Source organism: Mycobacterium sp. (genome assembly GCF_035653355.1).
Lineage (GTDB): Bacteria > Actinomycetota > Actinomycetes > Mycobacteriales > Mycobacteriaceae > Mycobacterium.
Genome location: NZ_DASRBZ010000348.1, coordinates 1 through 12607 on the forward strand (window position 1 = coordinate 1; position 12607 = coordinate 12607).

A 12607-nucleotide genomic window follows, 5' to 3' on the forward strand; every position below is an offset into this window, starting at 1 on the left:
CACGACCCCGGCGTCAGGATGCTGATGGGACCGACACGCAAACGGGACCTGACGGCCGCGGTGATCGCCACCGCGGTGGTCGGCTATCTGCTGGTGGTGTTGTTGTACCGGTGGTTTCCGCCGATCACGGTGTGGACGGGCCTGTCGCTGCTGGCCATCGCCGCAGCCGAGGCGGTGTGGGGACGGTATGTGCGAACCAAAATCAACGACGGCGAGATCGGCGACGGGCCCGGCTGGCTGCATCCGTTGGCAGTGGCCCGCAGTGTGATGATCGCCAAGGCCTCGGCGTGGGTGGGCGCCGTGGTGCTGGGCTGGTGGATGGGGGTGCTGGTGTACCTCCTGCCGCGGCGCTCGACGCTGCGGGTGGCCGGCGAGGACACCGCCGGCGCCGTGGTCGCGGCCGCGTGCGCCCTGGCCCTGCTCGTCGCCGCGCTGTGGCTGCAGCATTGCTGCAGATCGCCGAGCGACCCCACCAAACGAGGCGAAGGCACCGAAAGCTGACGGGGTAATGGGCCCGGTTGAGAATCGCCGGTACGCGACCGACACGCGCATTGACCTCGGGCCGGTACAGTCAGGCCATGACCGTTCTGTCCCGCGGCGCCCGGGTACGGCGCGGCGGCCGCAGGCCGGGTTGGCTGCTGTTGACGGCGTTGCTGGTCCTCGCCATCGGGGCCAGTTCCGCACTCGTGTTCACCAATCGGGTGGAACTCCTCAAGCTCGCGGTGATCCTGGCGCTGTGGGCCGCCGTCGTCGCTGCGTTCGCGTCGGTGATCTATCGCCGGCAAAGCGACGTGGACCAGGCGCGGGTGCGGGATCTCAAACTGGTTTACGACTTGCAGCTGGATCGGGAAATCTCTGCTCGCCGCGAATACGAGCTGACAGTCGAATCGCAGCTGCGCCGCGAGCTGGCATCCGAACTTCGCGCCCAGGCTGCCGACGAGGTGGCGGCGCTGCGGGCGGAATTGGCAGCGCTGCGCACCAACCTCGAGATCTTGTTCGATGCCGAGCTAAGTCAGCGCCCTGCCCTGGAGACCGAGCGCACCACGGTACGCGGTTACAGCGAGTGGGATCGGGAGGACGAGACCCCGCGCGAGCGGGCCAATCGGGTGGCTTCGGTGCGGGCGGAAGAAATGGCCAACCAGCCCGAAGACAGCTCGATCATCGACGTGCCCGAGGAACCGCTGCTGCCGCCCCGACCGGCGGCGCCCGAACCCGCGGCCGAGGCGTATCCAGTGGCCGGGGCTTATCGGGCGGCCGAGACACGCTCGCCAGCTCCCGAGGCTTATCCCGCCGACGGCTACCGCGGTTCGCATTGGCGGCCAACAGAAGACAGCGGCTGGTCGCCACGGGTGCGACAATCCGATCAGGCTGACTGGTCGCGAGCCGGGCGGTCCGAGGAACGCAGCTGGTCTGCGCAAGAGCGCTTCCCGCCGCAGCCGCACCGCCACGCCGAGCCTCAGCATGACATTCCGACGCCACCGTCGCAGCCGCGGGTCGAACCCCGCTACGTGGCGCCACAGCCGGAACCTGAACCCGTGGCGCCGCAGCCTGAACCCGAGCGGTCGCCGCGCGATTGGTATGCCCCGCCCGAGGAGGCACCGCAGCGTCGCGAACCGGCTGACGAATGGCAGCCCGTCGGCACCGAGGGCCAATGGCTTCCCCCAGGAGCGCCGGGCAGCAACTGGGTGTCCGATCAAGCCGACAGCCGAATTGCCGCCGCCCACATGCCCACTGGGTCGACCACCTCCAGTCAGCCCGTTCCCGAGCCGCGGAGGGGTCGACACGCCGGCCCCACCGAGCCGCCGGTTCCCCCGGCGGGAGGAACCTCAGGCGCCTCGGGCGACAGCCGGCGGCCCCGACATTCGGCCGATTACGAGGGCTACGGCGCCCCTACACCGACACCGCCACCAGCGCCACCACCGACCACGCCTGAGCCCCCGCGTCGGCACCGCAGCCTCGATGACTCCTCGGACGGCCCGTCCTCCGGTGGTCAATCAGTCGCCGAACTGCTGGCGAGGTTGCAAGCCCAGCCCACCGGCGGCAGGCGTCGCCGCCGCGAAGAGTGATGTACACCGCATCGCGTCAAAAGGACGGGTCCGGGTAAAGTCATAGCGACCGTCCGGTACCCGCGCCGCGGGACTGGAACGAACCAAGAAACTTTGTGAGGGCCGTTTCTGCGATGGTGCAGTTCGACGGATTGCGCCCGGCCCGGCTCAAGGTGGGCATCATCTCGGCCGGAAGGGTAGGCACCGCACTGGGTGTGGCGCTGGAACGCGTCGACCATGTCGTGGTCGCGTGCAGCGCTGTGTCCGAGGCATCCCGGCAACGGGCCGAGCGCTGGCTGCCCGACACCCCGATAGCCTCTGCCCCGGACGTTGCCGACAGCGCCGAGCTGCTCCTCTTGGCGGTGCCGGACAGGGAGCTGGCCGGGCTGGTGTCCGGCCTGGCCGCCACCTCGGCGGTGCGGCCGGGCACGATCGTCGCGCACACATCAGGGCCCAACGGCATAGGCGTGCTGGCGCCGCTGACCGACTGCATTCCGTTGGCCATCCACCCCGCAATGACCTTCACCGGCTCCGACGAGGACATCTCCCGCCTGGGGGACACCTGCTTCGGCATCACTGCCGCCGACGACGTCGGCTACGCGGTCGCGCAGTCACTGGTCCTCGAGATTGGTGGCGAGCCGTTCCGAATCGGTGAAGACGCCCGTCAGCTCTACCACGCCGCGCTGGCCCATGCCGGCAACCACATCGTCACTGTGCTCGCCGACGCACTGGACGCGCTTCGCGCCGCATTGCCTGGAGAACTAGGTCTCGACGACCCTGACGGCGTCGCCGAACGAGTCATCGGACCACTGGCCCGGGCCGCGCTGGAGAACACCCTGGAACGCGGGCAGGCCGCACTCACCGGACCGGTTGCACGCGGCGACGCCAACACTGTCGCAAGCCATTTGACTGCAATGGCCGACGTTGCGCCCGCGCTGGCCCAGGCGTACCGCGACAACGCGCTGCGCACCGCGCAGCGCGCGCATGCTCCCGACGCCGTCTTCGAGGTGCTGGCGCGGTGATGCCCAAGAGCCCGGCGAAGTTCAACGCCGGCGAACTCAACGTGTACTCGGCGCCTGCCGACGTCGCGCAGGTCAGCCGGGCGCTGCGCCACACCGGCCGGCGAGTCATGTTGGTGCCCACCATGGGCGCGCTGCACGATGGGCACTTGGCTTTGATCCGCGCGGCCAAGCGGGTGCCCGGCTCGGTCGTGGTGGTCTCGATCTTCGTCAACCCGTTGCAGTTTGGCGCCGACGAAGACCTCGCCGCCTACCCGCGCACCATCGACGACGACCTGGCGCTGCTGCGGGAACAAGGGGTCGAGGTGGCGTTCACCCCGACCGTCGCGGCCATGTACCCCGACGGCCCGCGCACCGCGGTGCATCCGGGTCCGCTGGGTGCTGACCTCGAAGGGGCCGCTCGGCCAACGCATTTCGCCGGCATGTTGACCGTGGTGCTCAAGCTGCTCCAGATTGTGCGGCCGGACCGGGTGTTCTTCGGCGAGAAGGACTATCAGCAGTTGGTGCTGGTACGGCACATGGTGGCAGACCTGAACCTGGAAGTCCGGGTTATCGGGGTGCCGATCATCCGCGAACACAACGGGCTGGCCATGTCGTCACGCAACCGCTACCTCGACCCTGCGCAGAGGGAAGCAGCCACGGCGCTGTCGGCGGCCATGGTGGCCGGCAGGCACGCCGCCTCGCGCGGCGCGAACGCCGCGCTGGCCGCAGCACGCTCCGTGCTCGATGCAGTGCCCTCGATCGAGGTCGACTACCTGCAGGTGCGTGACAGCGCGCTCGGCCCCGCGCCCGCCAGTGGTCCGGGTCGGCTGCTGGTCGCCGCCCGGCTCGGCAAGACCAGGCTTTTGGACAACATCGCCATCGAAATAGGTACTCACACCGACAATAACGGGCAGGCGCCCGGCGGCAATCTGAGCTGCGAAACACGTTGGAGGAACTGATGTTAAGGACGATGCTCAAGTCGAAGATCCATCGCGCCACCGTCACTCAAGCCGATCTCCATTACGTCGGCTCGGTGACCATCGACGCCGACCTGATGGACGCCGCCGACTTGCTCGAGGGTGAGCAGGTCACGATCGTTGACATCGACAACGGTGCCCGGCTCGTCACCTACGCGATTACCGGGGAGCGGGGTAGCGGCGTGATCGGGATCAACGGCGCCGCAGCACATCTGGTGCATCCCGGCGATCTGGTGATCCTTATCGCGTACGCGACCATGGACGACGCTGAGGCCCGCAGCTATCAGCCGCGGATCGTCTTCGTCGACAAGCACAATCGCCCGATCGACCTTGGGCACGATCCCGCTTTCGTACCCGCCGACGCGTCCGAACTCCTTTCCCCGCGGTAGTCGTGCTCCTCGCAATCGACGTCCGAAACATGCATACCGTGGTCGGGCTGATCTCCGGGTCCAAAGACCACGCAAAAGTGGTGCAGCAGTGGCGCATTCGCACCGAGTCAGAGGTCACGGCCGACGAGTTGGCGCTGACGATCGACGGGCTGATCGGCGAAGACTCCGAGCGGCTCACCGGCGCCGCCGCCCTATCCACCGTTCCTTCGGTGCTCCACGAGCTGCGCATCATGCTCGACCAGTACTGGCCCTCGGTGCCGCACGTGCTGATCGAGCCCGGGGTGCGTACCGGCATCCCGCTTTTGGTCGACAACCCCAAAGAAGTCGGCGCTGATCGGATCGTCAACTGCCTGGCCGCTTTCCACAAGTTCGGAACGGCGGCGATCGTCGTCGATTTCGGGTCGTCCATCTGCGTCGACGTGGTGTCGGCCAAAGGCGAGTTCCTCGGCGGCGCGATCGCGCCCGGCGTGCAAGTGTCCTCCGATGCCGCCGCGGCCCGCTCCGCCGCATTGCGCCGAGTCGAACTGGCCAGGCCACGTTCGGTGGTGGGCAAGAACACCGTCGAGTGCATGCAAGCCGGAGCGGTGTTCGGCTTCGCCGGCTTAGTCGACGGCCTGGTGCAACGCATTCGCGAAGACATGGACGGTTTCGCCGCCGGCGACGTCGCAGTGGTGGCCACCGGGCACACCGCACCGCTGCTGCTGCCCGAACTGCACACCGTCGACCACTACGACCAGCACCTGACCCTGCACGGCTTGCGGCTGGTCTTCGAACGCAACCGCGACAGCCAGCGCGGCCGCCTCAAGACGGCACGCTGAGAGGCCTCACGCGAAACAGACGCCACGGTTGCTGTCAAGACGCGGACCACGACCATGGCTCCTGTTTCGCGGCTTCGACCGCGCATTCGACGCGCCATCTGCTCCTTTAAGCTGGCACGTCGTGAGCTCCGCCGACGAGGACCGTCCTCAAGACCTTCCCGAGCAGTTCCGGATCCGCCGGGACAAGCGCGCTCGGCTGTTGGCGGAGGGCCATGACCCTTACCCGGTCGCCGTAGAGCGGACCCACACGCTGGCCCAGATTCGCGCCGCCTATCCCGATCTGCCCGCCGACACCGCAACCGGCGAATTCGTCGGCGTCGCCGGCCGAGTGATCTTCATCCGCAACTCCGGCAAGCTGTGCTTTGCGACACTGCAAGAAGGCGACGGCACAAAGCTGCAGGCGATGATCAGCTTGGCCAAGGTCGGCCAGGACGCGCTGGATGCGTGGAAGGCCGATGTCGATATCGGCGACATCGTCTACCTGCACGGCGAAGTGATCAGCTCACGCCGCGGCGAATTGTCCGTACTTGCCGACCGCTGGCAGATGGCGTCGAAGTCGCTGCGGCCGTTGCCGGTCGCGTACAAGGAGATGAACGAAGAGTCGCGAGTGCGGCAGCGCTACGTCGACCTGATCGTTCGTCCGCAGGCGCGCGAAGTAGCGCGGCTGCGGATTGCCGTGATCCGCGCCCTGCGGGCCGGCCTGGAAACTCGCGGTTTTCTCGAGGTCGAAACCCCGATGTTGCAGACTTTGGCCGGCGGTGCGGCGGCGCGGCCTTTCGTAACCCACTCCAATGCGCTCGACATCGATCTATACCTGCGGATCGCCCCCGAACTGTTCCTGAAGCGCTGCGTGGTAGGCGGGTTCGACAAGGTCTTTGAACTAAATCGCGTGTTCCGAAACGAAGGAGCAGATTCGACTCATTCCCCTGAATTTTCCATGCTCGAGACCTACCAAGCCTACGGAACCTATGAGGATTCCGCCGTAGTCACCCGCGAGCTTATTCAACAGGTGGCCGACGAGGCGATCGGCACCAGAGAACTACCGATGCCTGACGGCAGTGTCTATGACATCGACGGAGAATGGGCGTCGATACAAATGTATCCGTCGTTGTCGACCGCGCTCGGAGAAGAGATCACTACCGACACGACAGTTGAGCACTTGCGCAGCATTGCCGAACGGCTTGGCGTTGAGATCCATCCCAGCTACGGGCACGGCAAGCTCATCGAGGAATTGTGGGAGCACAGCGTCGGCGCCCGTCTTACCGCGCCCACATTTGTCAAAGATTTCCCGGTGGAGACGACGCCGTTGACCCGCCAACATCGCAGTATCCCGGGCGTCACCGAGAAGTGGGATCTCTACCTGCGGGGAATCGAACTAGCCACGGGATACTCCGAATTGATCGACCCGGTCGTGCAGCGCGAACGGTTCGCCGCGCAGGCGCGCGCCGCGGCCGCCGGCGACGACGAGGCGATGAGCCTCGACGAGGATTTTCTGGCGGCGCTGGAGTATGCGATGCCGCCATGCACCGGAACCGGAATGGGTGTTGACCGATTGTTGATGGCTTTGACTGGCCTGTCAATTAGGGAGACAGTTTTGTTCCCTATTGTTCGACCGCTCAGCAACTGAGGCGACGGCGTTAACTCTGGGATTGAATAAACCGCCTTCTTATGGCAGATTAGTGCAACGGGGACACAATCCGACTTGCACAGTAAGTGCTCAGGAAGATGCGGTAGAGGGTGAACTAATGGCGAAGAAAGTGACCGTCACGTTGATCGATGATTTTGACGGTGAGGCTCCCGCCGATGAAACGGTCGAATTCGGGCTCGACGGGGTGACCTATGAGATTGACCTTTCGAGTAAGAATGCTGCGAAACTGCGTAACGACCTGAAGCAATGGGTGGAAGCCGGTCGCCGGGTCGGCGGTCGGCGACGTGGGCGCGCCGGCTCGGGTCGCGGCCGCGGCACAATTGACCGCGAGCAGAGCGCAGCGATCCGGGAATGGGCTCGCCGCAACGGGCACAACGTGTCCTCTCGAGGCCGCATCCCGGCCGACATCATCGACGCATTCCACGCGGCAACCTGACATTGCAGCCGGCGCTGGGCTCGAGGCCTTGGCGCCGGCACATTTTTCGCTGGTGGCGAACTGATCACCCGGTAGCGCGGGAAAGCTTTTGAGGGTTTTCCGCGTTGGTCTGTTGCGTTCGTGTTTCAAGCGTGAGACGTGCGCTGCGGTCAGTAGCGCATAGGTAGGAACCTCGGGCAGCGGCCCATTACAGTGGATGGCAGGTACGCGTGCCGACCGCTGTACCGATGGTGAGGGAGAGCAGGTAACCACCGATGTTTGAACGATTTACCGACCGAGCCCGCAGGGTCGTCGTCCTGGCGCAAGAAGAGGCCCGGATGCTCAACCACAACTACATCGGGACCGAGCACATCCTGTTGGGCCTGATCCACGAAGGTGAAGGCGTAGCCGCAAAGTCGCTGGAGTCGCTGGGAATTTCGCTGGAGGGCGTCCGCAGCCAGGTCGAGGAGATCATCGGGCAGGGCCAGCAGGCGCCGTCGGGACACATTCCGTTTACTCCGCGTGCCAAGAAGGTGCTGGAGCTCTCCCTGCGCGAGGCGCTGCAGTTGGGCCACAACTACATCGGCACTGAGCACATTCTGCTCGGCCTGATCCGTGAGGGTGAGGGTGTGGCCGCGCAGGTGCTGGTCAAGCTGGGCGCAGAGCTGACCCGGGTTCGCCAGCAGGTCATCCAGCTGCTGTCCGGCTACCAGGGCAAGGAGACCGCTGAAGCCGGCACGGGTGGCCGTGGCGGCGAGTCGGGCAGCCCGTCGACGTCGCTGGTGCTTGACCAGTTCGGCCGCAACCTGACCGCGGCGGCGATGGAGGGCAAGCTCGACCCGGTCATCGGCCGTGAGAAGGAAATCGAGCGGGTCATGCAGGTGCTGTCGCGGCGCACCAAGAACAACCCGGTGCTGATCGGCGAGCCCGGTGTCGGCAAGACCGCGGTCGTCGAGGGCCTGGCCCAGAAGATCGTGCACGGCGACGTTCCGGAGACGCTGAAGGACAAGCAGCTCTACACGCTGGACCTGGGCTCACTGGTTGCTGGTTCGCGCTACCGCGGTGACTTCGAAGAGCGCCTGAAGAAGGTGCTCAAAGAGATCAACACCCGCGGCGACATCATCCTGTTCATCGACGAGCTGCACACGCTGGTCGGTGCCGGAGCCGCTGAGGGCGCGATCGACGCCGCGTCGATCCTGAAGCCCAAGCTGGCCCGAGGTGAGTTGCAGACCATCGGCGCCACCACGCTCGACGAGTACCGCAAATACATCGAGAAGGACGCCGCGCTGGAGCGCCGCTTCCAGCCCGTGCAGGTCGGCGAGCCGACGGTCGAGCACACGATCGAGATCCTGAAGGGTCTGCGCGACCGCTACGAGGCGCACCACCGGGTGTCGATCACCGACGGCGCGATGGTGGCGGCCGCCACGCTGGCCGACCGCTACATCAACGACCGGTTCCTGCCGGACAAGGCCATCGACCTGATCGACGAGGCCGGTGCCCGGATGCGGATCCGCCGGATGACCGCGCCGCCGGACCTGCGCGAGTTCGACGAGAAGATCGCCGAGGCCCGCCGCGAGAAGGAGTCGGCGATCGACGCGCAGGACTTCGAGAAGGCCGCCGCGCTGCGTGATCGCGAGAAGCAACTGGTGGCACAGCGCGCCGAGCGCGAAAAGCAATGGCGCTCCGGTGATTTGGACGTAGTCGCCGAGGTCGACGACGAGCAGATCGCCGAGGTGCTTGGCAACTGGACCGGTATCCCGGTGTTCAAGCTGACCGAGGCCGAGACCACGCGGCTGCTGCGCATGGAAGAGGAGCTGCACAAGCGAATCATCGGCCAGGAGGACGCGGTCAAGGCCGTCTCGAAGGCGATCCGCCGCACCCGCGCCGGGTTGAAGGACCCCAAGCGCCCGTCCGGTTCGTTCATCTTCGCCGGCCCGTCCGGTGTGGGTAAGACCGAGCTGTCCAAGGCGCTGGCGGAGTTCCTGTTCGGCGACGACGACGCGCTGATCCAGATCGACATGGGCGAGTTCCACGACCGGTTCACCGCGTCGCGGTTGTTCGGCGCCCCGCCCGGATACGTCGGCTACGAGGAGGGCGGCCAGCTCACCGAGAAGGTGCGGCGCAAGCCGTTCTCGGTGGTGTTGTTCGACGAAATCGAGAAGGCGCACCAGGAGATCTACAACAGCCTGTTGCAGGTGCTGGAGGACGGCCGGCTCACCGACGGGCAGGGCCGCACGGTGGACTTCAAGAACACCGTGCTGATCTTCACGTCCAACCTCGGCACCGCCGACATCTCCAAAGCGGTCGGTCTGGGCTTCTCCCCGGGCGGTGGTGAGAACAACTACGAGCGGATGAAGCAGAAGGTCAACGACGAGCTCAAGAAGCACTTCCGCCCTGAGTTCCTCAACCGCATCGACGACATCATCGTGTTCCACCAGCTGACTCGCGACGAGATCATCCGGATGGTCGAGCTGATGATCGGCCGGGTGGAAAAGCAGCTCAAGAGCAAGGACATGTCGTTGGTGCTGACCGACAAGGCCAAGGCGCTGCTGGCCAAGCGCGGCTTCGATCCGGTGCTGGGTGCTCGTCCGCTGCGGCGCACCATCCAGCGTGAGATCGAGGACGCGCTCTCCGAGAAGATCCTCTTCGAGGAGGTTGGTCCGGGCCAGCTCGTCACCGTCGACGTGGACAACTGGGACGGTGAGGGGTCCGGCGAGGACGCGGTGTTCACGTTCACCGGAACACCGAAGCCGGCCACGCCCCCCGAGCCGGATCTGGCCAAGGCCGGTGCGCACAGTGCAGGCGGCCCGACCCAGCAGTAGAGCTCGCTGAGCGGCCAGTTATCGCACGGTTTTCCCGAAATCTCGTGTGATAATTGGCCGTTCGCGGATTATTCGCCGGGGCTACTTGGCTGCCAACGTTTTTCGATGTTGGCCAGCTTCCAGTAGGCGATTGCGCCGAGCCAGGTTACGGCGAACAGGCCGACGATCGCCAGCCCGGCATTGTTCAAGTCGATCGAGCTGATCCAACTGGTGACCGGGTCCACCCACTGCAGATCGTCGTGCAAAATCGACACGAGCTCGATCGAGCCGATCAGCAGCGCGACCGCGATCGAAAGCGCGGTGATGGTGAAGTTGTAGTAGATCTTGCGGATCGGCTGCATAAAGGCCCAGTCATAGGCCGCCGTCATCAGCAAGCCGTCCAGCGTGTCCATCAGGCTCATCCCGGCCGCGAACAACAGCGGCAGCACCAGGATCGCGTACCACGGCAGCCCGGCGGCGGCACCGGTGCCGGCCAGCGCCAACAGTGCAACCTCTGTCGCGGTGTCGAAGCCGAGGCCGAATAGCACGCCCACCGGGTAAATCTGGACCGGGCGTTTGATGCGGTTCATGATCGGCCGGAGCAGACGTGCCAGAAATCCGCGGTCGTCGAGCGCCGCGTGGAGCTCCTCGTCGCAGTAGCAGCCGCGCCGAAGTTTTGCGAACGCACGGGTTATCCCGACCAGCGCAACGATGTTCATAGCCGCGATGAGGTAGAGAAACAAGCCGGAAGCCACGGCCCTGGCGATGTCGAGCGCATGTCGGGCCGAGGAGCCCTCGTCGGCCAGCACGCCTACTGCACGAGCACCGACGACGACGAGCACCGCCATGATCAACACAATGGTGGAATGGCCCATGGCAAACCAGAATCCGACCGATTTCGGTTTGGGCTGATCGCCGCGTTGGCTTGATTGTCCGGCTCCTCCTCGGGCCGCTTCGCGGCCCGCATCGTCGCCGTCCGACATGAGCTTGCGCGTGGTGTTGTCGATGGCGGCGATGTGGTCTGCGTCGAACGCATGCCGGAGGCCGAACAGATAGGCGGTGAAGCCCAGTCCGACACCGAAGATTTCGGTTCCGACACGGTAGCGGTGCGGCGCGATGCCCAGCACCAGCGTCGCGAAGCCGGCGACATGCATCAGCGCGATGACACCGAACAGCACGCCGATCTCGATGCGGTCGCGGCGATCCCAGGTCGACGTCACGGCCCGGATACGCCCGCGAAAACCAGCCGGCTCAGTAGACGAATGCCCTACCGCCATCGACTCGACCGCCTTCCGGGATTGCGCGTCCCATCTGCGATGTGTGCACGGGAAGGTCTGGCTTCCAACGCCGAAACGCTGGTCACAGTGGCGCGACCGCACCGGAATATGCACCGGTTTCCTCGCCGTTCACACGATTACCCGCGACTGAGGCTATATCGCCAGGCCCGTCGCGCCGTAACTGGGTCCGCCGTTCAGCGTTGCGCAGCCAGGAGCGCGAAGATCTGCTTGGCGATCCGCAACGTCCAGCCGGTCACAGTCGGACCGTGGTCACGCGGCCAGTTCAGCTGCAAGCTCACCACCCACGGCTGTCCGGTCTTGTCGACGGCATACCAGCTGAAGGTCAGATCACCCGGCAACCCGCCAGCTTTGGCGGCGACGTACGGCCACTCATGAGGGTCGAGATCGATACCCGGGGCGGCTGAAAGTATCTGCTTGACGAGGGCGGCTTTGCCGACCGCGGCGGCTTGAAGTGCCACGTGCACTCGACAGATATCTTCGGCATTGCCATACCATTCCGCGCCGTAACCCGAGGCAGGGGTGTGGGCGCGGCTCGGATCTGGTTGGTAGGTGCGGGAATTCGCCTGCCGCAGCAATTGTGCGCGCACTTGAGGAGTGGCTTGCTTCCACTGCTGGCGCAGATCGGGCTTGCCCCAGCCGACCGAGAACAGCTCATACATCGTCGGGAACGGCGTCATCGCGGCCGGATCGTGATGGCCGGCGTCGGCCAGCGCTTTTTCGACAGCCGGGGTGCCGACTTTCCCGATCAGCATGTCGGTGGCCATATTGTCGCTGGTCGCGATCATCTTCTCGGCGGCGGTCCGCACTGAAACCTGTGCTCCCACCGGTAGTTCCAATCCCGACGACCCGACCGCCTTGCCTTTCTCGGTGACGGTCATCTGGTCGTCCCAGGACACCGTTCCGGCCTTGACCGCCTCAGCCACGGCGTAAAGCACGTACAACTTGAATATCGATGCCAGCGGAAGGGATTGCGTGGTGTTGGTGCCCGCAATCCGCTCGCAGCGGCCGTCATTGACTTTGGCGGCCTGGTACGAGTACCGGGCTCCGGTCTTGCTCAACGTGGCATCGAGATCACGCCACGAAGAGATCGTCGGAGTCTGCGTAACCACATCGAAGCGGTCGACCAGGGTGGCGTCGTTGGTGTGGATCTCGATGTTTTGTCGCGCGCCATACGAGCTGACCAGATGCAGCGTGGCCGCGCCCGCAGTGATATCG

Annotated in this window: 11 protein-coding genes; 9 read left to right on the top strand and 2 right to left on the bottom strand. The window is 65.5% G+C overall.

Annotation, left to right across the window (positions count from 1 at the left end; all coding sequences use genetic code 11):
* The first annotated feature begins 24 nt into the window (after positions 1-24).
* The 9 genes from VFA16_RS12130 (at position 25) to clpC1 (ending at position 10115) form a co-directional block, all read left to right on the top strand.
* Positions 25-501, top strand: coding sequence for a DUF3180 domain-containing protein (locus tag VFA16_RS12130; RefSeq protein WP_324968057.1), 477 nt, complete (start codon positions 25-27; stop codon positions 499-501).
* A gap of 77 nt (positions 502-578) precedes the next feature.
* On the top strand, positions 579-2066 hold the full coding sequence (locus VFA16_RS12135) for a DUF6779 domain-containing protein (protein ID WP_324968048.1): 1488 nt from the start codon (positions 579-581) through the stop codon (positions 2064-2066).
* 113 nt (positions 2067-2179) lie between these two features.
* Positions 2180-3067, top strand: coding sequence for a Rossmann-like and DUF2520 domain-containing protein (locus VFA16_RS12140; RefSeq protein ID WP_324968058.1), 888 nt, complete (start codon positions 2180-2182; stop codon positions 3065-3067).
* Positions 3067-4005, top strand: a complete 939-nt coding sequence (gene panC / locus VFA16_RS12145; protein ID WP_324968049.1) for a pantoate--beta-alanine ligase — start codon at positions 3067-3069, stop codon at positions 4003-4005. Before VFA16_RS12140 ends, panC begins: the two co-directional genes overlap by 1 nt.
* Positions 4005-4412 (top strand): aspartate 1-decarboxylase, encoded by a 408-nt coding sequence (gene panD, locus VFA16_RS12150; protein ID WP_324968050.1) that lies wholly within the window; start codon positions 4005-4007, stop codon positions 4410-4412. Before panC ends, panD begins: the two co-directional genes overlap by 1 nt.
* Before the next feature lie 2 nt (positions 4413-4414).
* On the top strand, positions 4415-5230 hold the full coding sequence (locus VFA16_RS12155) for a type III pantothenate kinase (protein WP_324968051.1): 816 nt from the start codon (positions 4415-4417) through the stop codon (positions 5228-5230).
* A gap of 121 nt (positions 5231-5351) precedes the next feature.
* Positions 5352-6857, top strand: coding sequence for a lysine--tRNA ligase (gene lysS / locus VFA16_RS12160; RefSeq protein ID WP_324968052.1), 1506 nt, complete (start codon positions 5352-5354; stop codon positions 6855-6857).
* 118 nt (positions 6858-6975) lie between these two features.
* A complete protein-coding gene (gene lsr2, locus VFA16_RS12165; protein WP_324968053.1) occupies positions 6976-7314 on the top strand; it encodes a histone-like nucleoid-structuring protein Lsr2 in 339 nt (112 codons plus the stop codon).
* A gap of 254 nt (positions 7315-7568) precedes the next feature.
* Positions 7569-10115: an ATP-dependent protease ATP-binding subunit ClpC gene (gene clpC1, locus VFA16_RS12170; RefSeq protein WP_324968054.1), complete on the top strand. Its 2547-nt coding sequence runs from the start codon at positions 7569-7571 to the stop codon at positions 10113-10115.
* Positions 10116-10183: 68 nt separating this feature from the next.
* Here clpC1 and VFA16_RS12175 read toward each other — a convergent pair whose 3' ends face one another.
* Positions 10184-11221: a HoxN/HupN/NixA family nickel/cobalt transporter gene (locus VFA16_RS12175; RefSeq protein WP_324968055.1), complete on the bottom strand. Its 1038-nt coding sequence runs from the start codon at positions 11219-11221 to the stop codon at positions 10184-10186.
* A gap of 344 nt (positions 11222-11565) precedes the next feature.
* Positions 11566-12607: serine hydrolase (locus tag VFA16_RS12180; RefSeq protein ID WP_324968056.1), on the bottom strand; the 1042-nt coding region annotated here is incomplete at its 5' end.

What these genes read in the sequence shown, in the direction of transcription:
- VFA16_RS12130 (WP_324968057.1), top strand. Translation starts at nt 25, where the DNA reads ATGGGACCGACACGCAAACGGGACCTGACGGCCGCGGTGATCGCCACC.
- VFA16_RS12135 (WP_324968048.1), top strand. Translation starts at nt 579, where the DNA reads ATGACCGTTCTGTCCCGCGGCGCCCGGGTACGGCGCGGCGGCCGCAGG.
- VFA16_RS12140 (WP_324968058.1), top strand. Translation starts at nt 2,180, where the DNA reads ATGGTGCAGTTCGACGGATTGCGCCCGGCCCGGCTCAAGGTGGGCATC.
- panC (WP_324968049.1), top strand. Translation starts at nt 3,067, where the DNA reads ATGCCCAAGAGCCCGGCGAAGTTCAACGCCGGCGAACTCAACGTGTAC.
- panD (WP_324968050.1), top strand. Translation starts at nt 4,005, where the DNA reads ATGTTAAGGACGATGCTCAAGTCGAAGATCCATCGCGCCACCGTCACT.
- lsr2 (WP_324968053.1), top strand. Translation starts at nt 6,976, where the DNA reads ATGGCGAAGAAAGTGACCGTCACGTTGATCGATGATTTTGACGGTGAG.
- clpC1 (WP_324968054.1), top strand. Translation starts at nt 7,569, where the DNA reads ATGTTTGAACGATTTACCGACCGAGCCCGCAGGGTCGTCGTCCTGGCG.